Source organism: Streptomyces sp. NPDC002698, assembly GCF_042888945.1.
GTDB lineage: Bacteria > Actinomycetota > Actinomycetes > Streptomycetales > Streptomycetaceae > Streptomyces.
Genome location: NZ_JBIAQM010000034.1, coordinates 1 through 26,415 on the forward strand (window position 1 = coordinate 1; position 26,415 = coordinate 26,415).

Sequence of the window (26,415 nt, forward strand, 5' to 3'; positions counted from 1 at the left end):
CCGGGCGGGGGGGCGGCCCCCGGGGGGGGGGGGGGGCCGCGCCGGGGCCCGGGGGGGGGGGGGGGGGGGGGGGCGCCCCGGCCGGCCCCCCCCCCCCCCCCCCCCCCCCCCCCTTCCGTCACTGCCGAGACCTGTCAGCCCAGTCCGCGGGAGTCCTGCTTGAGCGCCGTGTCGACGGTCAGCGCCGTCGCGACGACGAGGCTCAGCAGCGGCTCGGGGAGCTGGAAGTGAATCTGCAGGACGTAGTTGTCCGCGGTCGTGAACATCGTCTTGGCGAGGCCTTCCCAGGTCTTCGTGATCCGGGCCACCTCTTTCTCCGACTCGTCGACGATCGCGAAGTTCCAGGCACGCCAGTTCTCCGCCTTGATCGCGCCGACCTGCCGGCCGTCCACGTTGATCGCGAAGTTGATCTTGCCGATCATGTTCTTCTGGACGATCTCACCGACGGTGGAACCGTCCGGACGCGTCACGATCACGCGGGACTTGAATATCTTCGCCGGCCGGGTCAGCAGCAGCTGCGGCTGGCCGTGGGCGTCGCGGATCTCCATCCGGTGGGTGAGGAACTGGTCGAGGCTGGAGACGAGCCGCAGGATCTTCCGCAGCACGCCCTGACCGACCTCGGTGACCGAGCCGACCGGGTTGCCCTGCTGGTCCATGACCTTGTACTCGTTGGTCAGCTCGATCAGCTTGGCCTTCTGGTTCACCACCAGGACCGGCTCGGTGAACAGCGTGCCGCCGCCGACACCGCTCGGGGCCACCCCGGCCTGCTGCTGCACCTGGCGCTGGACGCGCGGGTCGGGCGCGGTGGCCTGCTGGGGGAAGGGCTGCTGGGGCGGTGTGCCCTGGTGCGGCACCTGCTGCCCGGCCGGGGCCTCCTGGTCGGTCCACTGCGAGCCGTCCCAGTAACGCTGTGTCTGGGACTTCCCGTTCGGGTCCGGGTACCAACCTGCAGGAGTGTTCGATTGCGTGGTCACCGGGGCACCCTACCGTGGCCTGGCCGGAAAACAACGGTCAGTTGTGGACCCATCAGACAGTGATGAGGGCGGGGTCGCTCACCCCGGGCCGGCCATTCTCGACATGTCCGGCGAATCGCCGCAGGAAGCCCGCCCGGCCGTCGGCGACGACGCTCAGGTCGTACCAGCACTCGCTCGCCCGCAGGTCCACCGTGTGCTTCACGGTCGCGCCCGCCCCGACCCGGAAGACCCGGGACGGTCCGCCGTAGCCGTTCGTGAGCCTGAGCGTCGCCGTGGACGCGCCCTTGTTCACGAAGGTGAGCTCGACGTCGCAACCGGTGTGGCGGGCCGCCACCTCCGGTCCCGCCGTCCCGTTGGCGCCCTTGAAGGTGCGCAGGAAGCCGTTCGGACCGTGCACCGTGAGGTCGTACGAGCCACCGGAATAGGCCGAGTTCCAGGTGTCCGAGACGGTCCTGCCCGCTGCCGTGGTGTACGTCCAGGGGCCGTCGGCGCGGTTGCCGGAGGTGACGAGGAAGGCCGCGCCCGCCTTGGGCCCGGAGCCGAAGGTCAGCGTGAACCTACCGGCCGCGGTGTCCGCCGAACCGTCCACGAGAGGGGCGTACTTGAGCGGGCGGGTCGGGCGCGAGCCGCGCTCCTGCCGGGGCAGGGCGGGGTTCGCGGGAGGGGTCGGCACATAGTCCGGGTGGCGGTCGCCGTCCGGCGGCCGGTAGCCGTCGGTGCAGGGCAGCGCGACCGGCCCGGTGTCCTTCCGCGCGAAGTCGAAGGCGGCCGTGAGGTCGCCGCAGACGGCGCGCCGCCAGGGCGAGATGTTGGGCTCGCGCACCCCGAACCGGGCCTCCATGAACCGGATGATCGAGGTGTGGTCGAGGGTTTCGGAGCAGACGTAACCGCCCTTGCTCCAGGGCGAGACGACGAGCATCGGCACCCGCTGTCCCAGCCCGTAGGGTCCGGCCGCGTGGCTCGCGTCGCCCGCGTACAGGTCCGGGCCGACGTCGACCGTGGACTTGCCCTGCGCCGCGGACTGCGGAGGGAAGGGCGGCACCAGGTGGTCGAAGAAGCCGTCGTTCTCGTCGTACGTGACGAACAGGGCCGTCCTGCTCCACACCTCGGGGTCGGAGGTGAGCGCGTCCAGCACCTGGGAGATGTACCAGGCGCCGTAGTTGGCGGGCCAGTTGGGGTGCTCGGTGAAGGCCTCGGGAGCGGCGATCCAGGAGATCTGCGGCAGCTTGCCGCCCTGCACGTCGGCCCTGAGAGCGTCGAAGAACCCCTCGCCCTTGCGGGCGTCGGTGCCGGTGCGGGCCTTGTCGTACAGCGGGTCGCCCGGCCGGGCGTTGCGGTACTGGTCGAAGTACAGCAGTGAGTTGTCGCCGTAGTTGCCCCGGTAGGCGTCGGGGATCCAGCCCCAGGAGCCGTTCGCGTCCAGCCCGTCGCCGATGTCCTGGTACACCTTCCAGGAGATCCCGGCCGCCTCCAGCCGCTCCGGGTACGTGGTCCAGCGGTATCCCACCTCGTCGTTGCCGAGGACCGGGCCGCCGCCCTTGCCGTCGTTGCCCGTGTAACCGGTCCACATGTAGTAGCGGTTGGGGTCCGTCGAGCCGATGAACGAGCAGTGGTACGCGTCGCAGACGGTGAACGAGTCGGCCAGCGCGTAGTGGAACGGGATGTCCTCACGCGTCAGGTACGCCATCGTCGTGGCCGACTTGGCGGGCACCCACTTGTCGTACCTGCCCTTGTTGAACGCGGCGTGCCCGTCGCTCCAGCCGTGCGGGAGGTCCTTGATGAACGCGAGACCGAGGTCGTCCAGCTCCGGGCGGAAGGGGAGCACGTCCTTGGTGCCGTCCGACTGGTACCAGACCGGCTTGGTGCCGGCCGGGCTCGCCGGACGCGGGTCGCCGAAGCCGCGGACGCCTCTCATCGAGCCGAAGTAGTGGTCGAACGAACGGTTCTCCTGCATCAGGACGACGATGTGCTCGACATCCTCGATCGTGCCCGAGCGTCGATGCGCCGGCACGGCGGCCGCGCGCTGGACACTGCTGGAGAGCGCGGTGAACGCCGCTGTACCACCGGCGAGTTGGAAGAATCGGCGCCGATTCACTTGAGGCATGAGTGGGTGACCTCTTGTCCTGACGGGCCCATGGGCCGGAGCTGACGGAAGGTGCGCGAAGGAAGCTTTCCAAGCGCACCGAACGTCAGGAAAGGGCGCCCTGTCCCTCGTGTGAAGGTCGGCGGTACGCGAGACGAACGGATCCGGACAGGCCTGAGCGCCGGCCGCGAACGGGGAGAGCGCGCCGGCCCCGACACCGGCGACGGTCGGTGCGACGGCCGGCGCCACGCCGGGGGACACCGGAAAACAGCCGAGTTCCCGCCGGGCCGTCCGGCCGCCGGGCCACGGCGCGGCAGGCGGCGTGCGGACGGTCGCAATGCGAGCGCACTGCGCACGCGGTACTTCATTAGCGGTCAACTAGCGGCAAATCAGCCGTACCGCACATTCCGTTCATAGACTCACGCAACACCCCCTCGACATATGCCATTTGGAGGTTCCACTTGCCGCGTCCACCCCTCGGCGACGAGCGACACCGGACCGCGTCCGCCGACCTCCACCGGATCGTCCGGGTGCTCGACCCGTACCTCATCGACCGCCGGGCCGGCGCGTCGCGCCGGCACCGGTCCCGCGAGCACGGGCTCCCGGCCCTGCTGCTGGCCCGGGTGGCGGACGGTGGCGCGGTCACGGACACCGCCGAGCCGGATCCGGGGCTCACCCCACTCGTGCTGGACTACATGGAGCGCCTCAAGTCCACCGGCGACGGGGCCCACCGGGACGGCACCCACTTCGCCCCGTACGCGGTCGTCGGCGACGTAGGGCCGGACCGGCCCGGCGTGCGGGAGGACGGGCCGCACCTGCTCCTGCTGGAGGACGTGGCGGAGCAGCTGAGGGAGTCCATGCCGGAGGGTGCCGGGGCGCTGCGGCTGCCCGAGTTCGACACCTGTCTCTCGGTCCTGCGCGCCACCGTCCAGGAAGTCGACGCGGCGGGCCAGCGGCACGCCCTGCGGAAGCTGCTGTGCGACGCGTACGCCGCGAGGTTTCACGAGGCCTTCCCCGTCGCGCAGCTCGGCGAGGCCATGGACGGATGGTGGGGCGCTCCGTTCCGCCTGCTGAGCGTCGTGGCCGGCTGGCTGTGGCGCCGGTGGTACGGCATGCGCGTCGACAGGCGCCACCCGTGGGTGGGCCGCATGCTGGACGTGCCCGGCCGCGGCTTCCTCAAAGCGGCGGTGCACCTGCGGGTGACGCACCGGCTCGCCCTGGCTCACGAGGCGGCGCGGCCCGCGCACGCGGTGGAGTCGCGCGAGGAGGAGCTGGTCCGCGAGATCCTGCTCACCGCGTTGATCCGCGACCTGGCGAAGGCGGCCAGGCCCCGTGCGTGGAGCCGCCTCCGCCCCCGGCGCGCATGGCCCTTCGTGGTGCTCCTGCCGGCCGTGGGCGGCGCGGGATCCGCCTGCCGGGAGTTCCTGGACACGTACGCCGCTGTCGCCCACGACATCGAGAGCAGTCCGCTGCTGGTGCTGGGCGCGGCCACGGACGAGCTCCCCCCGTACGCCGCGAGTCCGCCGCTTCGGGCGCTGCCCGCGCAGAGAGGTTCCCTCGGCACCCGCCCGACAGGTCATGAGGCGACCTCGCCGTTCTCGGCCGCGGCCGCCGGCCACGCCACCGACACGGTGCGGGTGCTGGCGCTGCCGCGAACCCCGGACGACGGCGCCCCGGCGGCGGAGGTGCCCCTGCCCGCCACGGTGGACTTCCGTCCTCCCCTTGTCCGCGACTGGTGGCGTCCGGTGGCCGCCGCGACCGCCGCGGTGATGCTGGGCGCGGGCGGTCTCGTCCTGTCCCGGGAACTGGTGGAACTCCTCCCCGACGGAAGTCTGGCGGCCTCCTGCCGGCACGTGGGTACCGGAGAGGTCGTGGGCCTGACCGACGGCAACGACGGCTGCGACCTGGCCCACGGCGAGTACGCGGAGGACCTGCGGAAGCTGGAGGAGATCCTCGGCGACCAGAACGCGAAGGTGGACACGGACCGGCCCTACCGCACGGTCGTCTTCTTCGCGCCGCTGAGCGTCGGCTCGACGTCCAAGCGCACCGCGCCGATCGGCTTCCAGACACTGCGCGGCGCGCTGCTCGCCCAGAAGAACGTCAACAGCCGCCGGCTCAAGGCTCAGGTGCCCGTACGCCTGCTCGTCGCCAACGCCGGCGAGTCCTTCCACTACGGCTCGCGCGGCGGCCTGAACAAGAGCAACAAAAGCACCGTGGACGTCGCGAAGATGATCGTCGACCGGGCGGGCCGGGACCACATCGCGGCCGTCATGGGTCTTCACCAGAGCCGTCCGGAGTCCCAGCAGGCCGCGATCGAACTGGGGGCCCAGGGCATCACCGTCCTCGGGACCGGTGTCTCGGGCCAGCGCATGGTCGACGGCGACTCGCCCGTGTCGTACTTCCAGCTCTCGCCGCCCGACGCGCGCATCGCCGAGGTCATGGCGTCCTTCGCCCGCCACTCGCCTCAGCTGCGCGCCCTGACGGACCCGGCTCCCGGCGACTCCGGTCCGGCCGCCGTCGTGGTCTACGACCCCAAGGACGAGTACTTCAGCGCCGACCTCGCCCACCGGTTCGACACCGCCTACCGCTCGACCGGGCCGGTGCACTTCGTGAAGTACGGCGAGATGGAGAACGGCCGCACCACACGGGCCATCGCCGGCACCGTCTGCGCACTCGTCCACAGCACGGGCGGCTTCGTCCTGTACGCGGGCCGCTCCAGCGTCATGGAGGACCTCTTCGAGCACATGCAGACCGACCAGGCCTGCCGCGCCCGCGTCGCCCCGGTTCCGGTGCTGGCGGAGAGCCCGGCGCCGGACGTGATCCTGCATCCGAGCCTGATGCGCAAGGAATACGGCGCGCTGAAGCTCTTCTACAACCAGTTCAGCCTCCCGCTGCCCGACGGGCCCTTCGGCGAGAAGTTCGGCCAGGCCTTCCACCTGTCCGCCGAGAACGACGCCGCGCTCGGATACGACGCCGTCAAAATCCTCTCCGAGGCCATGAACGCCATCGTCTCGACGGACCCGGGCTTCTCGCCCAGGGCGCTCGTCACCCATCTGCAGGATCCCGGCATCCACAACTACGTGGGGGAATCCGGGGTCATCACCCTGGACAGCGATCACCACTACCCGCCGAACAAGGAGATCCACATTCGCGAGATCACCCCCGCCGGAGACAAGCTCACGGACCTGACCTGCGGGGTGCTCTCCCAAGGAGCGAGGGACGCCACGCACTGGGGCCCCGGCGGCCGTTTCGACTGCCCGGTGGACAGCGTGTCCTGACGCTCCATCAGGTCGCGGCGCAGGGAAGGGCGGGGAGCACGCGTGCGGTGCTCCCCGCCCTGTGGCGTCCGGGCCTCCTGTCTCGCGGCCCGGCGTTCGGATCATGGATGTGCCGCCCTCTTCGGCACGTCACCCCGTAGGGTGGCCGGTGCAGCTGGTTCGCCCCGTCCGCCAGGCGGGATGCGTCGCAAGAGGGAACCCGGTGGGAATCCGGGACTGCCCCGCAGCGGTGAGCGGGAACGACCGCCGTCATACGCACTGGACCCGACGAACAGGGTCCGGGAAGCGACGGCCAGTAGGTGTCCTCCGTCAGGAGGACGTGCCCGCAAGTCCGAAGACCTGCCCGCTGCCCGCGCACGAACCACTCGTGCGCGGACATCCCGGTGACCTCGTGGGCGGGTCGGCGTGCATATCGGCGGACGACCGCGCTGTTCCGAGCCGTGTCGCCTCCGTCCGGTTCGTCACCCCTTCGCGCTCGCGTCCCGTTGCCGGGATCTCAGGGATTCATCTCGCGAAGGAGATCTCCGTGACCACCGAGACCGCAGCCGCGGCAGCACGGGCCACCGTGTACGGCTACCCGCGCCAGGGTCCGAACCGGGAACTGAAGAAGGCGATCGAGGGCTACTGGAAGGGCCGCGTCACCGCCGGCGCCCTCCGCGCCACCGCCGCCGAACTGCGTCGCGCGAACTGGCGCGAGCTGGCCGACGCCGGCATCGACGAGGTGCCGACCGGCGACTTCTCGTACTACGACCACGTCCTCGACACCACCGTCATGGTCGGCGCGATCCCCGCCCGCCACCGCGCCACGGCCTACTCGGACGCCCTGGACGGCTACTTCGCCATGGCGCGCGGCACCCAGGACGTGGCGCCCCTGGAGATGACCAAGTGGTTCGACACGAACTACCACTACCTGGTGCCCGAACTGGGCCCGGACACCGTCTTCACGGCCGACTCCACCAAGCAGGTCACCGAGCTGAGGGAGGCACTCGCCCTCGGGCTGAGCGCCCGCCCGGTGCTGGTCGGCCCGGTCACCTACCTCCTCCTGTCCAAGCCCGCCCCGGGCGTGCCGGCGGACTTCGACCCGATCACCCTCCTCGACCGGCTGCTGCCGGTGTACGCCGAGGTCCTCGCCGACCTGCGCGCGGCGGGCGCGGAGTGGGTCCAGCTGGACGAGCCCGCCCTCGTCCAGGACCGAACCCCGGCCGAGCTGGACGCCGCGGCGCGCGCCTACCGCGGGCTCGGCACGCTCACCGACCGGCCGAAGCTCCTGGTCGCCTCGTACTTCGGCCGGCTCGGCGACGCCCTGCCGGTACTGGCCAAGGCCCCGGTCGAAGGTCTCGCCCTGGACTTCACCGAGGCCGCCGCCGCCAACCTCGACGACCTCGCCGCTGTCGGCGGACTGCCCGGCAAGCGCCTGGTCGCCGGTGTGGTCAACGGCCGCAACATCTGGGTGAACGACCTGGCCACGTCGCTGTCCACCCTCGGCACCCTGCTCGGCCTGGCCGACCGGGTCGACGTGTCGGCCTCCAGCTCCCTGCTCCACGTCCCGATCGACGCGGTCCTGGAGCGGGACATCGAACCGCAGATCCTGCGCTGGCTCGCCTTCGCCCGCCAGAAGGCGGCGGAGACCGTCACCCTCGCCAAGGGCCTCGCCCGGGGCACCGGCACGATCGCGGGCGAACTCGCCTCCAACCGTGCCGACCTGGCCTCCCGCGCGAACTCGCCGATCACGCACCACCCCGCGGTACGGGCTCGCGCCGCCGCCGTCACGGAGGCCGACGCCCGCCGGTCCCAGCCCTACGGCGAGCGCGCCGCGGCCCAGCGGGCCCACCTCGGTCTCCCGCTGCTGCCGACCACCACCATCGGCTCCTTCCCGCAGACCACCGAACTGCGCACCGCCCGCGCCGACCTGCGCGCCGGCCGCATCGACACGGCCGGTTACGAGGAGCGCGTCAGGGCCGAGATCCAGGAGGTCGTCTCCTTCCAGGAGAAGGCCGGTCTGGACGTCCTGGTGCACGGCGAGGCCGAACGCAACGACATGGTCCAGTACTTCGCCGAGCAGCTCACCGGGTACCTCGCCACGCGGCACGGCTGGGTGCAGTCCTACGGCACCCGCTACGTCCGGCCGCCGATCCTGGCCGGCGACATCACGCGGCCCGAACCGATGACGGTGCGCTGGACGACGTACGCCCAGTCCCTGACCGACCGGCCGGTCAAGGGCATGCTCACCGGTCCGGTCACCATGCTCGCCTGGTCCTTCGTCCGCGACGACCAGCCTCTCGGCGACACCGCCCGTCAGGTCGCCCTCGCCCTGCGGGACGAGGTGAACGACCTGGAGGCGGCGGGTAGTTCGGTGATCCAGGTCGACGAGCCGGCCCTGCGCGAGACCCTGCCGCTGCGGGCAGCCGACCGCCCGTCGTACCTGGGCTGGGCCACGGAGGCGTTCCGGCTCAGCACCGGCGGGGTGCGCCCGGACACGCAGATCCACACGCACATGTGCTACGCCGAGTTCGGGGACATCGTCCAGGCCATCGACGACCTGGACGCCGACGTCATCAGCCTGGAGGCCGCCCGCTCCCACATGCAGGTGGCCCGCGAACTCGCCGCGCACGGCTACCCGCGCGAGGCGGGACCCGGCGTGTACGACATCCACTCCCCACGCGTCCCCAGCGCGCAGGAGGCCGCCGGACTGCTGCGGGCCGGGCTGAAGGCCATCCCCGCCGAACGGCTGTGGGTGAACCCCGACTGCGGCCTGAAGACCCGCGGCTGGCCCGAGACCCGAGCCTCCCTGGAGAACCTGGTCGCCGCCGCCCACGCGGTGCGCGGCGAACTGCCCGCCTCCTGATCCGTACCTTCGAGCGGCCGGGGCGCCACGCGCGCCCCGGCCCCCGGCGGGCGGCCGAACCACGGGAGCGGTCCCGGTCGAGTCGTCCATGGGTCACTGCGGGCGAAAGGGCTCCCGCAAGTCACGTCCTCGCGGGAGCCCTTCTCCTTGCCGCCTGCCACGTGAAGGTTGAGAAGACGATCACGAGCAGGACGTCTGTGGGTGCCTACGGCCTCACGGCGCGAGCAGCAGGCTGTCGCCGCGTTCCTTGGCGGCGGCGTAACGCCGGGCCACGTCCTGCCAGTTGACGACCGCCCACATGGCCTCGATGAAGTCGGCCTTCTGGTTCTTGTACTGGAGGTAGAAGGCGTGCTCCCAGGCGTCGAAGACCAGGATCGGCGTCGAGCCCTGGCCGACGTTGCCCTGGTGGTCGTAGACCTGCTCGACGATCAGGCGGCCGCTGAGCGGCTCGTAGGCGAGGACGCCCCAACCCGAACCCTGGGTGTTCGCAGAGGCTTTGGTGAGCTGGGTCCTGAAGCCCGCGAAGGATCCGAAGGACTCGGTGACGGCGTCCGCGAGGTCGCCGACACCGTCCGCCGCGAGGGGCTCGCCACCGCCGTCGCCGGTCATGTTGTGCCAGTAGATGCTGTGCAGGATGTGCCCGGAGAGATGGAAGGCCAGGTTCTTCTCCAGGCCGTTGATCGAGCCCCACTGCTCCTTGTCCCGCGCCTCGGCGAGCTGCTCCAGGGTGTCGTTCGCGCCCTTGACGTACGCCGCGTGGTGCTTGTCGTGGTGCAGCTCGACGATCTGCGGGTCGATGACCGGTTCGAGCGCCGCGTAGTCGTACGGAAGCTCCGGGAGCGTGTACACCGCCATGTCCAACATCCTTCGACTTCGTTATTGCCAATAGTATGCAGTTGCACGCTAGCAGCAAGAGGGAGGCCATGCCGATCATGCTTCGGGACTTTCACCGTGCCGCCGGGACACCAGGAAGCACCTGCCACCTGATACCCGGCACCGGGTCCCGGGTCCCGGGCACGACGAACGGGCCCCATGTCGCCGATCCGGAGCTCGGGCCGCACGGAGGGCACAACAGTCGGCGGACCGCGGGGTGTTCGTGCTCGCGGTCCGGACCGGAAGAAGGACGGGCTCGGCCCGACCGGGCCGGGAACACCGGCACGCGCCCTCGCTGTCGGCACAGGCCGGGTGCGGCGCCTCACCCCCTGGAGATTCAGGCGGCCGGACCTCGATGGCGTCGCGGCAGTACCGCTGTCACGCGGTGCGGGTATCCGCCATCCGGTTCCACGTCCGTGCCCCGGTGGTGCCGGTGTCCGTAAAACGCGAGAGGCCCCCCGGATGGTTCCGAAGGGCCCTCTTGTGTGCCGGAGGGTTCAGTTCGCGGCCGGAACCGCTCGCCCGGAGGCGACCGCCGCGGGCTTCGGGTTCAGCAGACGCTCGGCCAACTCGCCGAAGACGAGGCCGAATCCGCCCCACAGGACGGTCTGGATGGCCAGCGCGGAGAGCCTGAACCGCCACAGCAGGGTGGCCGGGAACTCCCCCGGCACCTCGTTGACCACGGGCAGGAACTCGTAGGCCAGACCGATCACCGCGGCGAAGGCGGCCACCGCGACCAGGGTGGCGTACCAGGTGCCCAGGCCGGGTGCGAGGCGCTTGCCGAGGATGGTGGCGCCGACCGCCAGGAGCACGCTGAGGACCATCATCAGGAAGTACAGGGTGGTCCGCTTGCCGATGGTGTCGGGGTCGCCGACCGACGGCGGGTTGGCCGGGTACTTCAGGAACGGCACGACGTACACGGCGAGCAGCGCGGTCCCGGACAGCAGAAGCGCGGTCGCGCGGGCGCTGAAGCGGCCCACGCGGCCGAGCGCGAAGCAGTAGGCGAGCGCGGCGATTCCGCCGAAGGCGACACCGTAGATCAGGACGCCGGTGGCAAGGCCGGCGGTGGACTGGAGGCCGCGGGAGACGAGTTCGACCTCGTGCCCGTGCTCGTGGGCGTGCGCCTCCTCGAAGCCGATCGCGCTGTCGACGGCCGGTTCACCGAGCAAGTAGGCGACGACCAGGGCGAGTACACCGGCCGCGAGGCCGGCGAGCATGCCTCGCACGAGCAGGTTTCTTACCGTTGCGGAGTTCATGGGTGCGTGTCGTCTCTCGCGTCAGTGGCAGGGGAAACCGAGCAGGTGGCGGGCGTCGTGCACCCACTCGTGGACGTTCTCGCCGGAGACGACGGAGGTGGCGCCCTGTTCGGCGCCGACGAAGTACAGCAGGACCAGCATCAGGACGCCGAAGAAGGCCGCCCAGGGGGCTATCGCGGTCAGCGGCAGCTTGGCGGGGATGACGGGGGTGGTGGCTGTCGGCGGAGCGACGGTCTGCGCCATGGCAGGACCTCCTCGGGAGTTCGCGTCCCATCTCGGTGGTGCACAGGATGACGCCTACGGGTCTGACTCACGGGCGCCCAGCATGGCTGGAGCGTCTCGTTCACAGTGGCGCGACCGTGCCGGATTCCCACCGGCTTCCGTCTTGACGTCATCGATATCGGACCCGACCGTACCGCGTGGCGCGTACCTGGCCAAGACCGCACCACCTGGCGTGATCTACCCCTCACACCGGGCGGCCGGTCCATCGGGGGCCGTGCGTCAGCGGTGGCAAAGGGGTCCGCCGATCTGATCCTGCTCGGAGACCTCACCGGCCGCTACGCGACGGGCAGTTACAGCAGACTCTCCTCCGACCGCCGAAGCCCGGTCCTGCGCACGGACCGCCAGGGCGCGGCCGAACACGGACACCGGATCATCGCGGCCATCGCCTGCCACGTGACGCGCGTCGGCGGCACCGTCGACCAACTGACTGGACTGCTGCTGCACCCCGAGCAGGAGGGTGGCCGGCACGCCCGGCAAATCGCGCTGCGCTCCGGGCAATCACGCGCCCTGGACTACATCCACCGGGTGTGGGCCAGCGCCTCGGAAGCGGTCGGCAGCACCAGGGCGCCGGGCTCCCGCCACGACGCCTACAAGGTTCTCGCCGCACTGCTCGACCGCATCGAGACCACGCCCTGGCGCGGGGAGCGGGGACGGACCGCTCTGCGGGTCCTGCGAGCGCACCTGAATTTCGCCGAGATCGCGGGCTGGCCTCTGCACCACGCCAGCGAGCGGCAGACCGCCGAAGAAGCCGCACCTCCCACACGACGCTGCGGACCGTCTACGAGACGGTCCTGAAGCCGGGAGGCTGGTTGCGCCGGCTGCGGGTCGGCCACGGCCGGGAGGGCTCGACCTGGTATCTCGACCACGGCAACGCTCCCAGCCAGGGTGCCCCTGCCCTGCTGACTCGTTTGTGGACCACTCAGTTCCCCCTCGACCCGGCACTTGATGAGCGGACCACCCCTGAGACGGCCACGACGGCCGACATCAACTCCACCGTCCTTGCGCATCTGATGGAGGTCATGGCAGTCGGTTTCTCGCCGACCTCGACTTTGACGCCGCGTCCCGCGCTCGCGTGGCCGCCTGGGACCCGGTCGTGTACCGCGCCCATGGTGCGGGTGACTGGGGACCTCCCCTCACGTGGGGCGATCCCGGCGGTCTTCCCCACCACCCCGTCCGCGATGGCCGTCCGGCCCCGGGTCTCCGACGGCTCCTGAAGCCCGGTCCGTGCGGTCTGAAGCATCGTGCCCACACCAATGCGGGGATCTTCGGGATCGGGCTTCCGCAGGGTTCAACCGTTCGGCTCCGTCATGCGAAGCCGCCTCTCCTCGGGCAGCCCACGGACTGCCGTACCTGAGCGGCTGTCAGGCCGCCGCCTTCGCGCCACTCCCCCAACTGCCGTGCAGGACACCGGATATGCAAGCGGCCTTTAACACCGTCCGCATTCTGAGACCGGGCGGCTTCGGACCACCTGGAGCACCCGCGCGAGGTCTATGCTGCCGAACAGGCGTCCTAGACCCCGGCGGCTTGTCGTTTCACGACACAGATGGCTGCGAGGAGCGGACTCTTCGTCCGTCACCCGGCGCATCCCTGGAGGGAACTGGGTGAGTCCGCTGTCCTGTCGTACAGGTTGCCGGGCCGGCCGTTGCTCCGCCTCCGCCGAACGTACGCCCCTGCCAGCGGCGCGCCAAGAGGGTCCGGGAAACCCGGTATCCCCGCCTCGCTGCCTGATGGTCATTTGAACCGAGGCGTCATGCCCCTCCCCCAGCTCGCCGTCTACCGTCATGACCGACAGAACCGGGCACTGATCACCCTGGCCGGCGAGATCGACCTCGAATCGGCACCGCTGGTACGCGCAGCACTGGCACGGTGCCTGAGCGACGGCATCCGCATCATCGATGTCGACCTCACCCCCGTGACCTTCTGCGACTGCAGCGGCCTCAACTCCTTCCTCTACGCCGCACAGAAGACCACCGGGGCGGGCGGGATCCTGCTACTGCACAATCCGCCACCGACACTGGGCCGGATCCTCGACCTCACCGGCTCCGGGTTGCGGCTTCTGCGCCTTCCGCTCGGGCAGGTGCCACCGTCTCGCGGGGACGACCCTGCCCCGGCCGCTCCGGCTGCGCCGCACCGGAATGTTCCGCTGGTGGCTGTCCTGTCGGGCGATGTGCGGTGACAGCCCAGCCGGAGCAGGGGCAGCCGCACAAGCCCCGTGCAGGCGAGTCGTCCACCCTGGACGCGGTGCGGTTGCGGCGCGTGAACCGCTGGCAGGCGCAGGGTCTTGGCGGGGGGCTGGCGGATCTGTACGTCGACTCGCGCGAGACGTCTGCCGCCGAGGCGTACCGCAGCCGTAGCCGTCAGGACTTCCTGAACCGTCTCACCGGCGACATCCGGCGGCCGGGGTTCGCCATGGTGATCGCGGAGACCGACCACCTGGTCGGATGCGCCTTCGGATTCCCGGTGCGCCGTGACGGGTTCTGGTGGACCGGGTTCGACGGAGCACTGCCGCAGAGCATTGAGCAACTCACCGCGTCCGGCGGCGTCTTCGCGATCAGCAGCGTCCTGGTCCAGCCACACCCTCAGGACCAGGACGTGGCCTGCCGGTTACAGAAGCGGCTGCTGGGCGACCACCAGGCGTCACTCGGCGCCACCCTCGTGGATCAGGACGATCACCCGGCCCTCACCTCGCTCCGTTCCTGGGGATGGCTGGACGTCGGAGAAGTGTGGCGGCCGGGCCCGACCATGTTCCATGCCCTGGTCTTCCCCCTCGGGGAACGAACCGCGGTGAGACTGGAGGAACTGGCACACGACGCCTGGACCCGGTGGCCCGAGTGAGGTCCGACAGCCGCTCGGCCCGCGTCCAGGTACTGGTCGCCGAGCAGGCCGCCCGACGCGGTGCCCGGGTCGGCGTGCTGGACGTGTGCACCGCCGCCGTGGCCGCACTCCCGGTCGGCGGAGCCGGCATATCAGCGATGTCCACGACCACCGCAAGCCATCCCCTCTGCAGCACCGACACCATCAGCGAACAACTGGAAGAACTCCAGCTCACCCTCGGCGAGGGGCCCTGCGTGGACGCCTTCACCCACGGCTCGGCCGTCCTGACACCCGATCTGCTGACCGGTCAACTGCAGGACCGCTGGCCCGTGTTCGCCGATGCGGCCCTGGAAGCCGGAGCGCGCGCGGTCTTCGCGCTCCCCCTGCAGATGGGGGCGATCAGCCCGGGAGTCCTGGACCTGTATGCCGACGTGCCGACCGTGCTGAGCACGGAGGAACTGGCCGACGCGCTGGCGTTCGCCGATCTCGCCACGCTGCTCCTGCTCGACGCACGGATCGAGGAGACGGGCGCACCGGTCGACGGCGCACTGCTGGATCGCGGCTTCGAGGACCTGGGCGGATACCGGGCGGAGATCGACCAGGCCACCGGCATCCTCACCGTCCAACTCGGCGTCGGCGTCGACGAAGCCTTCGTACGGCTACGTGCCTACGCCTATATACGGGGACGTCGGCTCGCCGATGTCGCCGCCGACGTGGTGGCCCATCGACTCCGGTTCTCCCCGGATGCGGAACCCACGCGGGCCGACGAGGAAACCTGACGCACCGGTGCCATCCGACGAACGTGCTGCACTTCCCGCCCATCCTGGCGGGACTGGTCCCAATCGAGGATGTGCATGATGAATCAACAGCTCCTGGCCAAGACCTTCGTCGAACTGGCGGACAACCTGGTGGCCGACTTCGACCTCATCGATTTCCTGCGCCTGCTCACCGACCGCTGCGTCGGCATGCTCGATGCGAGCGCCGCCGGGGTGCTGCTCGCCGACCGCGACGGCAAGCTCCGCGTGATGGCCGCCTCCGACGAACAGGTCCGCCTGCTGGAACTCTTCCAGCTCCAGAACGACGAAGGCCCCTGCCTGGAGGCCTTCCGCGCCGGCACACAGGTGATCGTCCCCGACCTGACCCGGGAGGTCGACCGCTGGCCGCGCTTCGTCACCGCGGCCCACCGCAGTGGGTTCGGAGCCGTCCAGGCCCTGCCGATGCGCCTGCGGGACGAGACCGTTGGGGCCCTGAACCTCTTCCACGCCGCCCCCGGCCCCTTCGACCCGGTCGGCACACTTGTCGCCCAGGCCCTGGCCGACGTCGCCACCATCAGCCTGTTGCAACAACGCTCCACTCATCGCAGCACCGTCCTCAACGAGCAGCTGCAAACGGCGCTGAACAGCCGCGTGCTGATCGAACAGGCCAAGGGCAAACTCGCCGAACGCCAGAGCATCGACATGGAACGGGCCTTCACCACGCTGCGCGGCTACGCCCGCGCTCACAACCGGCGACTGTCCGACGTGGCCCGCGCCTTCATCGACGACTCCGAACCCCTCCCCGGCCTGGTGACCTGACCGTCCTGGCGCTGACTGTCACCTCCCCCAACGCTGCCGAAGCGGCTCCCTGGAGCTAGTGCTTGAAGATCGCTTCCTCCTGCCCGGCGGGCAGCACGTCGTCGGTGCCGATCGAAGGAGCTCGCTTCACCAGTGTTCCGACATAGCCGACTTTGAGATAGCCCGGCCCGACGATCGCGTCCTCGATGGGGACGAAGATGCAGACTGTGCCGCGTGGGCAGCCCTGTCCGTACCGTGGCCATGGCCGGTTCGTCGGTGGTGGTGTTCACGTAGACCGCTTCGAGCACACCGATCTTGTGGCCTTCGCTGTCGACGACGGCGCAGTCGCGCCACTCACGGACATCGGCTGCATGGATCACGGCCTTCCCCTTCCGGACGGCTCATCTGTCGGTCGCGAGGCGCACCCCCGGTCTTCCGCGTAGAGCCGCCGCAGCGCACGCCGCAGTGCCCGCTGCATCTGCCACGAGAGCGGCTCGCCCTCCCAGGCGGCGACCACGGCCGCTGCCACGTCCGGAAGTTCGGTGTTGCACTGCTGTGCGACGTCCCCCAGCAGGTTCCTGGCCGGTCCCTGGCGGCAGGGGGCCAGGACCATCACCATGCCGCAGGCCTGATCGATGACCGCACGGCCGGCCAGCGCCCGCCGCAGCTGATCGATCTCGGCGCGCAGCGCCACGACATCCTGACCCGCCGGGTTCTCCACCAAGGTCTCGGCCGTCAGATCCCACCAGTTCTTCGGGAGCATGGTTGTGCGATGCATGGCACGTGCCTCTCTCGACGATTTCGGCGCGTCCGGTGCGGCCGACGCCGCCCCGGAACTTCGGGATGTCGGACAACTTCATTGCTCACCCGCGGCGTTCGTGGTCCCGACGGTCCTCGCGCCTCCAGCGCGCCCGGTGCCGACGGCTGTAGCGGCGGTCCCAGCGGTCCTGACGATTCCGGCGGCTCTCGTAGTCCCGGTACTCCCCGAGATCGGAACCGTCACCACGGATCCAGCCTCCGCCGCGGCGATCGCGACCGTAGCGGGTGGCACCGAAGACCAGCACGGCCGCGGCCACCCACCAGAGGGGGTTGAGGAAGCCGAGGCCGAACAGGACCACGATCAGGATGAGAAGCAGAACGAACACGGCGGGCCTCCCCGGAGCGGAACAAGGCATCACTGCCGGGGGCTGGGGCCTGTGCGAACAGCGTAGCCCTGCCCAGAGATTGCCGATAGCGCCCCACGTAACGGTCTTCTGCCCGGTACAGATGGCCACTTGCCGTCTGTTCAGGGAGTGCTGCGAGGGCCGGCGTGCGCAGTACGGCCCCGGCCCCCGGCAGTGTCGATCACCTCTCACGCTCCTTCGGGGGCGCACCTCGCGCATCAGTGCCGGAAGCTGCCCTGCCACCAACTGGCCGCTCCCTCACTCGCCGTGGCCACGCGATCCCGGCGCGGCCTCGATGCGCTCCAAGCGGGCAACAATCCACTGCCCGCCGCGTCGCACGCATCCCATCGCAGGCCACACACATGTACGTACTGATCGTTCCAGCTTCGGCCCCCTTCGTCCTGCTCGCCACCGTGCTGGGCCTGTCGTGGTGGGAGGACCACATCCTGCCGTCGCCGCCGACCGAGTCGGCCGAAGCCCTCATCGCGAATCCTTCTGCCCCGGCAGCCCCTGCCCGGCTCACAGAACTCCCCCGTGTCGACGCCGCGTTGACAAGGGAAGTCACCAGGCGTTGACTGACAGCACGGCGTAGGGCCATGCCACTCCGGATCACTCGGTCGACGCATCCCACCTTGCCGCTTCGCCCAGCCCCCGCGGACTCAGGAACTTCCCGCGATCTGGAGGCCCGGCAATGATCCTGTGGATTCTTCTCCTTCTGCTGATCCTGGTGGTGTTCGGGTTCGGCTTCACCATGCAGGCCCTTTGGTGGGTCGCCGCCGTCCTCCTGGTCCTCTGGATCGCCGGCTTCGCCATGCGCGGGCGCGGCGGCGGTGGGCGCGGCGGCGGCCGATACGGCCGCAGTCGCGGGTAGTCCACACCAGCGCGCTCTCCCACCCGCGGAAGCCCATCCAGCCAATGAGCAGAGGACAGCCATGAGCGTCGGACAGACGATCAAGCACAAGACCCAGGCGTTCAAGGGCCGGGTCACCGAACGCATAGGCCGGACCACCCGCAACAGGCGACTGCAGCGCGAAGGCAGGACCGACCGGATCTCCGGAAACCTGAAGCAGTCCGGCGACAAGGCCAAGGACGCCTTCAAGCACTGACCAGCACAGCCCGGGTGACGACCAGATCGCGTGGACGCCACCCGGGCAGGCCAACGCGGAATCAGCCCACAGGAATTGACGGGAACAGCAATGCAGCAAAGCTGCTTACGAGCCGAGAGCCAGAGAAGGCGGCCATGCTCACCATCGTGATCATCGCCGTGCTCGTCATCGCGGCGGCCGTCTTCTTCATCGTCGGACGCGGACGCATCCATGCCGACGGTGGACACGGGCTGAAGCACCGCTTCGGACCCGAGTACGACCGTGCCGTCGCCGACCACAACGGCGACACCAAAGCGGCCAAGCAGGAACTCGGCGAGCGCGTCAAGCAGCACGGCTCCCTCAACGAGCAGCCGCTGTCGCCCGAGGACCTCGCACGGTACAGGGCCCAGTGGGCCGACGTTCAGGAACAGTTCGTCGAATCACCGCATAAGGCCGTCACCGCGGCCGACGCGCTCCTTGTCGGCCTGGCGAGGAATCGCGGCTTCCCCGACGGCGAGCAGTTCGACGACCAGATCGCCGCCCTCTCCGTCCACCACGCCACCCATGTCCACGGCTACCGCAACGTGCACACAGCGGCACACGGCCAGGGCGACACCGAGGAAATGCGGTACGCACATCACACCGGTCGGACTGCGGCGGCTGTGTTCTGCGTTCAGCCGGTCGGTCCGGTGAAGCGCAGGATGCGTCGCCAGGTGGAGGCGTACTACCGCCACAGTGGGCCGGTGACGTACAGGATGGCGTGCTTCTCACAGAGTTCGCGTACCTGCGGGGCGATCCCGGCGCAGCGGTTGCTGGGCAAGTCCGGGAAGGCATGGTTCTCGATCTCCTGAGCCGTTGGGGAGGCTGTGCGTCGCGCCCTCTCGGGGCGCCGGTGCCGGCCGTGGTAATCGAGGGGCATGCCGATGAAGACTTCGGGTGCTGCGGGCCGTTCCTCTCTGTTCGAACGCCTGAGCCGCGTGATCAGCCATTCACCAGTCGGACGCGGATGGCGGCGGAGTAGCGATCTGGAGTTGGTGCAGCGTTCGCTGGGCTTCGCGGCGCTGGGGTTCATCACGCTGGTGCCGCTGCTGATCATTGTCTCCTCGGCCGATCCAGAGCATGGGCGGGGGTTCGCGCAGTGGCTGGGGGAAGGACTCGGCGTGTCGACGGCCTCCAGAGAACGTGTGGAGCAGTTGTTCACCCGCCCCGGTCAGGCTCTGCGGACCACGACCGTCTTCGGAATTGTCGTCCTCGCCGCTTTCGGCCTGGCCTTCGGGGTGGCGGTGCAGTCCGGCTATGAGAAGGTCTGGGATTTGCCCCCGGCCCGCTGGTGGGCCAGGTGGCGCCATGTGGTGTGGCTCGGCGTACTCATCGGCTACCTCTTCGTCTCCGCCATCACCACGCTGCGACCCGAGTCCCTGGTCGGCGCGTTCGCCGCATCGCTGAGCGCCGTCCTGTTCTTCTGGTGGTCGCAGCGCATACTGCTCGGCGGGCGGGTTCGCTGGTACGCCCTGTTGCCCGGAGCGGTGGCCACCATGGTCGGGCTGCTCGGTCTCAGGGTCTTCTCCCTGCTCGTCTACTCGCCGCTGATCGCGTCCAACGCCATCACCTACGGCCCCGTCGGAACCGTCCTGGTCATCCAGTCCTGGCTGGTCGGTGTGGGCCTCGTCGTATTCGGCGGTGCCCTGGTCGGCCGGCTGCTGCACGAGGAGCTCCCACGCGTGGCACGTGCACTGAAACGGCGGGGGCACGGTGCTGACGCCCGACCTGAGGACCGATGAAGCACCGTCTCCCGCCGACCCGTGTTCGCCGCCGCGGAAACCGGAGCGAGCGCGGTCTTCGCGTTTCTCCCTGCAGATGGGTACGGTCAGCGCCGGAATCCTGGACACGCATGTCACGTCGCCGGGCAGGCTGGACCCGGAGGAGCCGGCCGACGCACTGGGCTGCGCCGACATCGCCACCCTGGTCCTGCTCGGTACGGGCACCGGCGGGTCGGACGAACCGCGACGTGGTCACGACCGGGAACAGCAGTCGCGCGCTGACGGCAACCGCAGCAGGGATCGGGGAACTCCGGCTTCCGCTCGCGGGTTTCGTCCGGTGTGCGCCGGTCGGCGAGGCGGAACGGTCAGGCGATCCCGGTGCCGCGCAGCAGCAGCAACGCCACGTCCACCACCGCCACGGCAACGGCTGCCGCGAACGCCGCCCGCTGCCGGCGGCGTCCCAGCACCGTCCCCGCCACCGCGACCAGGCCGGCCACCGCCGGCGCCGCCACTCCCCATCTGCCGGATGGTCCGGCGGGCCCCAGCGCCAGCACCGCGGACGCGGCCACCAGCGGCACCGGCAGCAGCAGTCGCGCGCCGTCCGGGCCCAGCCGGTGCGGCCATCCCCGTACGCCCGTCGCCAGATCCCCGCGGATGTCCGGCAGCACATCGCCCAGATGCGCTCCGACCCCCAGTAGCGCCCCGGCGGTGACGACCCACCAGGCCGGCCACGGCTGTCCCGGCAGCCCCAGCGCCACGAACGCCGGGAGCGCGGCGAATCCCACCGCGTACGGCGCCCAGGACCATGCCGTCGCCTTGAGCCGCAGGTCGTACGCCCACGCCGCCGCCACTCCGGCCAGGTGGACGGCGCCCGCCCACAGGCCACAGGCGAACGACAACGGCACGCACAGCGCCAGCGCGGCATACGCGGCCACCCACACCTCCGTCACACCGACCGTGCCGTCGACGACGGGTTTGCCCCGGCGGCCGGCGGCGATGTCCCGGCGTGCGTCGACCGCGTCGTTGCACCAGCCGACGGACAACTGCCCGGTCAGAACGGCGGCGGCGGTCAGCACACAACGCGCGGCGCTCTGGCCGGCGGTGACGGCGAGCGCGGCCATCAGGGTGGTGACCGCCACGACAGGTCCGGGGTGGCACGACCCGGCGAGTCCACCCACCCGGCCGGCCCAACTCGCCTCGGGGCCGCCGGTCGTCGACTGCTCAGGAGTGCCCACCCGGCCGATCGTAGGCGCCCTGCTCACCCGGCTGAAGCACGCGCACTCCGGGGCGAACGGCTGGACGGGCGATCCATGGTGTCGAAGTCCCGGTCCGGGGAACACGTGGGGAGCAACTCACCCGAGTTGGTAACCGGACGGAACCCTATGACGCGGATCTCCGCAGTTCACGGTGCTCTCGCACCGCACCGTCGCACCCAGTCCGAGATCACCGACATGGTGGCTCGCACCTGCCTGCCCGAGGGTACCGACCGCCGGGTCCTGGACCGGCTGCACCGCGGCGCGAGGGTCAGCTCGCGCCATATGACGCTGCCGCTCGAACGGTACGGGGAACTGGACGGATTCGGCGCCTCCAACGACGTCTTCATCGCCGCCGCCACAGACCTGGGTGCCCAGGCCGTCCGGGGCGCTCTGCACGCCGCCGACCTGACCGCCGCCGACGTGGACCTGCTGATCTTCACCTCCGTCACCGGCATCGCCACCCCCTCGATCGACGCGCGCCTGGCCGGCCGCCTCGGACTACGGCCGGACGTCAAACGGCTGCCCCTGTTCGGCCTGGGCTGCGCCGGCGGCGCCGCCGGACTGTCCCGTATGCACGACTACCTGCTGGGCCGCCCCGACCACGTGGCAGTGCTGCTGTCCGTCGAACTGTGCTCGCTCACCTTCCAGCGCAACGACGCCTCCATGGCCAACCTGGTCGCCACCGGACTGTTCGGCGACGGCGCCGCCGCGGTCGTCGCCTGCGGCGCGAACCGCCCGGACCGCCCGGACGAGAGCGGCGGCCCGACGATCGTGGACTCCCGCAGCCACCTGTACCCGGACACCGGACGCGTCATGGGCTGGGACATCAAGAACACCGGTTTCCAGGTCGTCCTCGACCCGCAGGTCCCCGATCTGGTGCGCCGTTACCTCGCCGATGACGTCGAAGGATTCCTCGGCGACCACGGGATCAAGCCGAAGGATGTGACCGCCTGGGTCTGCCACCCCGGCGGCCCCAAGGTTCTTCAGGCCGTCACCGAGGCCCTCGACCTGCCCGACGACGCGCTCGATGTGACCTGGCGTCACCTGGCCGACGTCGGCAACCTGTCCTCGTCATCGGTGCTCCACGTACTGCGCGACACCCTGGCCGAACGCCGCCCGCCGCCGGGCACCCCAGGTGTGCTGCTGGCGATGGGGCCCGGCTTCGCCTGTGAACTCGTCCTGCTGCGCTGGTAGTTCAGACCACCGAAGGACGCGAAGGACACAGGACACATGATCTGGTACGGACTTCTGGTGGCCGCCGTCGCCGCCGAGCGCGTCGCCGAACTCGTCGTCGCCCGCCGCAACGAACGGTGGAGCACCGCCCGCGGCGCGACCGTGGCCGGGCAGGACCACTACCCGGCCATGGTCGCCCTCCACACCGGCCTGCTGATCGCCTGCCCGGCCGAGGTGTGGCTGGCCGACCGCGCCTTCGTACCCGCCCTGGCCTGGCCCATGCTGGCCGCACTCGCGGGAGCCCAGGCACTGCGGTGGTGGTGCATCCACACCCTGGGCCCCCGCTGGAACACCCGGGTGATCGTCGTACCCGGCCTGCCGCTGGTGACCGGCGGCCCCTACCGGTGGCGGTGGCTGCGGCACCCGAACTACGTGGCCGTCGTCGCCGAGGGCGTGGCCCTGCCCCTGGTCCACGCCGCCTGGGTCACCGCGGCCGCGTTCACCGTACTCGACGCCGCCCTTCTCACCGTACGCATCCGCTGCGAGAACCGGGCGCTGGCCGCCGCGACCGCGCCGACCGCGCCCGCTCCGACGTGATCGACGTACTGGTGGCCGGCGGCGGACCCGCCGGACTGGCGGCCGCCATCCACGCCGCGCTCGCCGGCCTGGAGACTGTCGTCGTCGAGCCCCGAACCGCGCCCGTGGACAAGGCCTGCGGAGAAGGAGTCATGCCCAGTGGTGTTACCGCGCTGCGGGCGCTGGGCGTCGAGGTCACCGGCCGCGAACTGCGCGGCATCCGCTACGTGGACGGCGCCGCCCGCGCCGAAGCGTCCTTCCGCGGCAGTAACGGGCTGGGAATCCGTCGTACGACGCTGCACTTCGCACTGCACCAGCGCGCTCTCGACGTCGGCGTGCGGATGCTGCCGGGCAAGGTCGGCGAGGTGCACCAGAGCGCGGACACGGTCACCGCCGCCGGAACCACGGCCCGTTGGCTGATTGCCGCGGACGGCCTGCACTCTCCGGTGCGCCGCGGTCTGGGGCTGGAGTTGCCGGGCATCGCCCACGGCCGCTACGGACTGCGCCGGCACTACCGCGTCGAGCCGTGGACGGACTTCGTGGAGGTCCACTGGTCGCGGCACGGCGAGGCCTACGTGACACCGGTCGGCGACGACCTGGTGGGCGTCGCGGTCCTCAGCCGCAGCCGCCGCGGGTACGACGAGCACCTGGCCGCCTTCCCGGCCCTCACCGCGTCGCTGCGCGGCCCGGCCGCGACGGAGGTACGGGGTGCCGGACCACTGCTGCAACGGGTACGGCGCAGAACCGCCGGACGGGTCCTGCTCGTCGGTGACGCCGCAGGCTACCTGGACGCCCTCACCGGAGAGGGCATCGCCCTCGCACTGGCGACCTCCGGGGCCGCCGTCCGCTGCCTGGCCGCCGGGCGACCGGACGAGTACGAGCGCGCCTGGACCCGGCTGACCCGACGCCACCGACTGCTGACCGGGGCCCTGCTGGCCGCGAGCCGCCGTCCTGGCACCGCCCGCCTCATCGCTCCCGCAGCATCTCGGATGCCCCTGCTGTTCTCGGCCGCGGTCCACGCACTGCAGTAGTGGCCCGCCCCCTCCCTCTGCCGAAAGCAAACGAAGCGAACCGTATGCGCCCTACGCACCGGCGGAGGTGGGTCACCACACCAGAGGATCGAGTGGTTTCTCGGGCCGTCTCCTCTTGGGGCCGTTTCCTTGGTCCCCTCGTCCGTACTGGCCGGTCCCCGCGTCCTGACAGCTCACCGACAGATCAGAACAGGTCAGCGACGCGCCGACCGCCACGGACCGCTCCGGTGGGGCGGGTGGGACTCGGACCCACGGCCGACGGATGATGAGTCCTTCGGGAATCTTGGCGGTCCTTGCCATCCTGCGACGATTCGTGACGTTCTTGCAGCTCAGACGTGTGCAGTTGTGTCTGCCCAGCCTGGTCATCATCGGTTGGTTCCTGTCCTTGTGGTCCCCGCGTGGTCCCTTTCGCTCCCTGAGAGACCTGGCAAGACGGATTCCTGCGGATCGACTCCGTCAGCGTCCCGGGCGGCAACGGGATCCGGCGTCGTCGAACCTGCGCGGTGCCTTGGCCGGCAAGGCACCGCCAGGGCACCGCATGCGCAGAGGGCGCGCACCGTCATTCGATGAGGGCTGCCTCGAAGGAACCCCCGAGGTACCGGTCCCGGCTGTCGCGCCGTTGCAGCTTGCCGGTCGTCGTGAGCGGCAGCGTCCCCGGCTTGAGGAGGACGACATCGTGTACCTGGATGCGGTGTCCCGCGTGGACCGCGCGCCTGATCTCCTGTTTGATCTCCTGGGCGGTCACTTGATCACCGGTCTCGCCTCCGGCTGCCGTCGTCGTCTCGGCGAGCACGATGAGCCGTTCGTGCAAGCCGTCGTCGACCGACACCGCGCAGGTACCGAACTCACGGACTGCCGGGTGGCTGGCCTCAACGGTGGCCTCGATGTCCTGCGGGTAGTGGTTGGCACCGGCGATGATGATGACATCCTTTGCCCGGCCGGTGATGAACAGCTCCCCGTTCCGCACGAAGCCGAGGTCACCAGTACGGAGAAACCGCTCCCCCGGCTGGCCGGGAATGGACCCCATGAAGGTCTCGGCAGTCTCCTTGGGAGCGTTCAGATACCCCGTTGCGACGCTCGGGCCGGATACGAAGATCTCACCCACCTCGTCCTCCCCGCAGGGCTTGCCTGTCTCCAGGTCCACGGTTATGGCCGTGCTCAACGGATGGATCGGGCCGCAGCCGACCAACTCCCGGCTGTCCTGTGCCGACGCGGCCGGGCGCACCTTTCCGGCGGCGAGCGACTCGGAGTCCAGCCGCAGGACTTCCGGGGCCTGACCGACCGGCACGGCCGTGACCATCACTGTCGCCTCGGCGAGGCCGTACGCGGGGGACAGCGCCTCGCGCCGGAAGCCGGCCTCCGCGAATGCCGCGCTGAAGCGGTCGAGCGTATCCGGACGGACGGGCTCACCTCCGACCAGCGCCATCTCCCAGCGGCTGAGGTCGAGTTCCCGGCGCTGTGCGTCCGTCACCCGGCGGACGCACAGGTCGTAGGCGAAGTTCGGCGCGCAGCTGTCCGCGCGTTCGAGCCGGGAGATGGCCCGCAGCCACGTGAGCGGACGCTGCACGAAGGTCATCGTCGGCAGCAGGGTGACGTCCCGGCCGGAGAAAAGGGGGTCGAGGACATTGCAGATGAGGCCCATGTTGTGGTGCGGCGGCAGCCACGACACCGACGACGGGCGGGGCAGCCCGACGTCGTCGGCAGACCGACGCGCGTTGTCGTATATCAACGACAGATTGTGCAGCACATTGCCATGAGTGATCGCGACGCCTTTCGGCACACCGGTCGATCCCGAGGAGTACTGCAGATAGGCGACCATCTCAGCGGCGGCCACCGGTGGGGTCCACTCCTGGGCGAGGTCCGGGCGTACCTCGTCGGTCGCCACCCGGTCGAGTTGGGCGAGCCCGTCGGTGTCGGTGAGGACGTGCTCCGCGGCGGCAAGCACTGGGCCGGTCGACAGGAACAGCGAGGGCTCGGAACTCGCGGCGATCGACTCCACCCGAGTCCATTTGGCATTGCTCCGCGTCCCGTCGAGCGGAGCCACCGGCACCGGGATCAGACCCGCATAGATGCAGCCCAGGAAGGCGGCGTGGAAATCCAGTCCCGGCGGGTAACTCAGCAGCGCGCGTGCGCGCGCGGTAGGAACCTTGTGTCGTAGCGTCACGGCGACCGCCCGCGCCCGGCGGTCGAGTTCGGCCAGGGTCAGTGATTCTGATTCCTCGACACCGTCGCCCAGGAACACAAAGCTCTTCCGGTCGGGCTCGGCTGCCGCACGAGTGCGGCACAGGTCGATCAGCGTCGGCAGTGTGCCGTACTCACCGGCCACCGCCTCGGGCAGTCGGACACCGTGCTCGTGATGGGTTCGCATGTGACCACTCCAAACGGAGGAAGAGGAAGAAGGCGGCGGGACAGT

23 protein-coding genes, 1 pseudogene and 2 riboswitches are annotated in these 26,415 nt (G+C 70.3%); of the genes and pseudogenes, 14 read left to right on the top strand and 10 right to left on the bottom strand.

Annotated features, from left to right (window positions below; genetic code table 11):
- Window positions 1–134 precede the first annotated feature (134 nt).
- Both ACFYW9_RS32615 and ACFYW9_RS32620 read right to left on the bottom strand, forming a co-directional pair.
- Window positions 135–974, bottom strand: coding sequence for a phospholipid scramblase-related protein (locus ACFYW9_RS32615; protein WP_328672701.1), 840 nt, complete (start codon window positions 972–974; stop codon window positions 135–137).
- Between the two features lie 52 nt (window positions 975–1,026).
- A complete protein-coding gene (locus ACFYW9_RS32620) occupies window positions 1,027–3,078 on the bottom strand; it encodes a phosphocholine-specific phospholipase C (RefSeq protein WP_389158030.1) in 2,052 nt (683 codons plus the stop codon).
- Window positions 3,079–3,518: 440 nt separating this feature from the next.
- On the opposite strand from ACFYW9_RS32620, the gene ACFYW9_RS32625 reads away from it, so the two are divergent.
- The gene (locus ACFYW9_RS32625; protein WP_389158033.1) at window positions 3,519–6,335 is read left to right on the top strand and encodes a hypothetical protein; all 2,817 of its coding nucleotides are present in this window, start codon (window positions 3,519–3,521) and stop codon (window positions 6,333–6,335) included.
- Window positions 6,336–6,473: 138 nt separating this feature from the next.
- Window positions 6,474–6,697: riboswitch (cobalamin riboswitch) on the top strand.
- A 164-nt stretch (window positions 6,698–6,861) separates the two neighbouring features.
- Window positions 6,862–9,180, top strand: a complete 2,319-nt coding sequence (gene metE / locus ACFYW9_RS32630; protein WP_389158036.1) for a 5-methyltetrahydropteroyltriglutamate--homocysteine S-methyltransferase — start codon at window positions 6,862–6,864, stop codon at window positions 9,178–9,180.
- 213 nt (window positions 9,181–9,393) lie between these two features.
- Here metE and ACFYW9_RS32635 read toward each other — a convergent pair whose 3' ends face one another.
- The 3 genes from ACFYW9_RS32635 to ACFYW9_RS32645 all read right to left on the bottom strand — a co-directional run bounded on the left by ACFYW9_RS32635 (window position 9,394) and on the right by ACFYW9_RS32645 (window position 11,552).
- A complete protein-coding gene (locus tag ACFYW9_RS32635; protein ID WP_351873088.1) occupies window positions 9,394–10,035 on the bottom strand; it encodes a superoxide dismutase in 642 nt (213 codons plus the stop codon).
- A 515-nt stretch (window positions 10,036–10,550) separates the two neighbouring features.
- Window positions 10,551–11,309, bottom strand: coding sequence for a CbtA family protein (locus tag ACFYW9_RS32640; RefSeq protein WP_389158039.1), 759 nt, complete (start codon window positions 11,307–11,309; stop codon window positions 10,551–10,553).
- A 21-nt stretch (window positions 11,310–11,330) separates the two neighbouring features.
- Window positions 11,331–11,552 carry a CbtB-domain containing protein gene (locus ACFYW9_RS32645; RefSeq protein WP_351873095.1) on the bottom strand — a complete coding sequence of 74 codons (222 nt, stop codon included), beginning with the start codon at window positions 11,550–11,552 and terminating at the stop codon, window positions 11,331–11,333.
- Between the two features lie 40 nt (window positions 11,553–11,592).
- A riboswitch (cobalamin riboswitch) is annotated at window positions 11,593–11,739 on the bottom strand.
- Window positions 11,740–11,816: 77 nt separating this feature from the next.
- Here ACFYW9_RS32645 and ACFYW9_RS32650 point away from each other — a divergent pair.
- The 5 genes from ACFYW9_RS32650 (at window position 11,817) to ACFYW9_RS32670 (ending at window position 15,979) form a co-directional block, all read left to right on the top strand.
- Window positions 11,817–12,386 (top strand): hypothetical protein, encoded by a 570-nt coding sequence (locus ACFYW9_RS32650; protein WP_389158043.1) that lies wholly within the window; start codon window positions 11,817–11,819, stop codon window positions 12,384–12,386.
- A 955-nt stretch (window positions 12,387–13,341) separates the two neighbouring features.
- Window positions 13,342–13,767 carry an STAS domain-containing protein gene (locus ACFYW9_RS32655; protein ID WP_389158046.1) on the top strand — a complete coding sequence of 142 codons (426 nt, stop codon included), beginning with the start codon at window positions 13,342–13,344 and terminating at the stop codon, window positions 13,765–13,767.
- Window positions 13,764–14,426 (top strand): hypothetical protein, encoded by a 663-nt coding sequence (locus ACFYW9_RS32660; protein ID WP_389158048.1) that lies wholly within the window; start codon window positions 13,764–13,766, stop codon window positions 14,424–14,426. Before ACFYW9_RS32655 ends, ACFYW9_RS32660 begins: the two co-directional genes overlap by 4 nt.
- Complete coding sequence (locus ACFYW9_RS32665) at window positions 14,423–15,184, top strand: ANTAR domain-containing protein (protein ID WP_389158051.1); 762 nt, start codon at window positions 14,423–14,425, stop codon at window positions 15,182–15,184. The genes ACFYW9_RS32660 and ACFYW9_RS32665 overlap by 4 nt, the downstream gene beginning before the upstream one ends.
- 78 nt (window positions 15,185–15,262) lie before the next feature.
- Complete coding sequence (locus ACFYW9_RS32670) at window positions 15,263–15,979, top strand: GAF and ANTAR domain-containing protein (protein ID WP_389158054.1); 717 nt, start codon at window positions 15,263–15,265, stop codon at window positions 15,977–15,979.
- Window positions 15,980–16,034: 55 nt separating this feature from the next.
- On the opposite strand, the pseudogene ACFYW9_RS32675 reads toward ACFYW9_RS32670, so the two are convergent.
- The 3 genes and pseudogenes from ACFYW9_RS32675 to ACFYW9_RS32685 form a co-directional block, all read right to left on the bottom strand.
- Window positions 16,035–16,338, bottom strand: a pseudogene (locus tag ACFYW9_RS32675) (PRC-barrel domain-containing protein).
- Window positions 16,335–16,736 carry an ANTAR domain-containing protein gene (locus tag ACFYW9_RS32680; protein ID WP_389158057.1) on the bottom strand — a complete coding sequence of 134 codons (402 nt, stop codon included), beginning with the start codon at window positions 16,734–16,736 and terminating at the stop codon, window positions 16,335–16,337. The pseudogene ACFYW9_RS32675 and the gene ACFYW9_RS32680 overlap by 4 nt, the downstream one beginning before the upstream one ends.
- A gap of 85 nt (window positions 16,737–16,821) precedes the next feature.
- Window positions 16,822–17,103: a hypothetical protein gene (locus ACFYW9_RS32685; RefSeq protein WP_389158060.1), complete on the bottom strand. Its 282-nt coding sequence runs from the start codon at window positions 17,101–17,103 to the stop codon at window positions 16,822–16,824.
- A gap of 709 nt (window positions 17,104–17,812) precedes the next feature.
- Between ACFYW9_RS32685 and ACFYW9_RS32690 the strand changes: the two genes are divergently transcribed.
- The 4 genes from ACFYW9_RS32690 to ACFYW9_RS32705 all read left to right on the top strand — a co-directional run bounded on the left by ACFYW9_RS32690 (window position 17,813) and on the right by ACFYW9_RS32705 (window position 19,987).
- Complete coding sequence (locus ACFYW9_RS32690) at window positions 17,813–17,992, top strand: hydrophobic protein (RefSeq protein WP_389158063.1); 180 nt, start codon at window positions 17,813–17,815, stop codon at window positions 17,990–17,992.
- Window positions 17,993–18,053: 61 nt separating this feature from the next.
- On the top strand, window positions 18,054–18,227 hold the full coding sequence (locus tag ACFYW9_RS32695) for a CsbD family protein (RefSeq protein ID WP_389158066.1): 174 nt from the start codon (window positions 18,054–18,056) through the stop codon (window positions 18,225–18,227).
- Window positions 18,228–18,361: 134 nt separating this feature from the next.
- Window positions 18,362–19,057, top strand: a complete 696-nt coding sequence (locus ACFYW9_RS32700; protein WP_389158069.1) for a hypothetical protein — start codon at window positions 18,362–18,364, stop codon at window positions 19,055–19,057.
- Between the two features lie 66 nt (window positions 19,058–19,123).
- Window positions 19,124–19,987, top strand: coding sequence for a ribonuclease BN (locus ACFYW9_RS32705; protein ID WP_389158072.1), 864 nt, complete (start codon window positions 19,124–19,126; stop codon window positions 19,985–19,987).
- A gap of 344 nt (window positions 19,988–20,331) precedes the next feature.
- Here the strand turns inward: ACFYW9_RS32705 and ACFYW9_RS32710 are convergent, their stop codons facing one another.
- Window positions 20,332–21,201, bottom strand: coding sequence for a UbiA family prenyltransferase (locus ACFYW9_RS32710; protein ID WP_389158075.1), 870 nt, complete (start codon window positions 21,199–21,201; stop codon window positions 20,332–20,334).
- A gap of 147 nt (window positions 21,202–21,348) precedes the next feature.
- Here ACFYW9_RS32710 and ACFYW9_RS32715 point away from each other — a divergent pair, with 147 nt between their 5' ends.
- The 3 genes from ACFYW9_RS32715 to ACFYW9_RS32725 are packed head-to-tail and all read left to right on the top strand — an operon-like array spanning window position 21,349 to window position 24,002.
- Window positions 21,349–22,416, top strand: coding sequence for a type III polyketide synthase (locus tag ACFYW9_RS32715; protein WP_389158078.1), 1,068 nt, complete (start codon window positions 21,349–21,351; stop codon window positions 22,414–22,416).
- Window positions 22,417–22,452: 36 nt separating this feature from the next.
- Window positions 22,453–22,992 carry an isoprenylcysteine carboxyl methyltransferase family protein gene (locus ACFYW9_RS32720; RefSeq protein WP_389158081.1) on the top strand — a complete coding sequence of 180 codons (540 nt, stop codon included), beginning with the start codon at window positions 22,453–22,455 and terminating at the stop codon, window positions 22,990–22,992.
- Window positions 22,989–24,002 carry an NAD(P)/FAD-dependent oxidoreductase gene (locus ACFYW9_RS32725; protein ID WP_389158084.1) on the top strand — a complete coding sequence of 338 codons (1,014 nt, stop codon included), beginning with the start codon at window positions 22,989–22,991 and terminating at the stop codon, window positions 24,000–24,002. The genes ACFYW9_RS32720 and ACFYW9_RS32725 overlap by 4 nt, the downstream gene beginning before the upstream one ends.
- Before the next feature lie 559 nt (window positions 24,003–24,561).
- On the opposite strand, the gene ACFYW9_RS32730 is transcribed toward ACFYW9_RS32725, so the two are convergent.
- Window positions 24,562–26,370, bottom strand: a complete 1,809-nt coding sequence (locus ACFYW9_RS32730; RefSeq protein WP_389158087.1) for a fatty acyl-AMP ligase — start codon at window positions 26,368–26,370, stop codon at window positions 24,562–24,564.
- Window positions 26,371–26,415 lie beyond the last annotated feature (45 nt).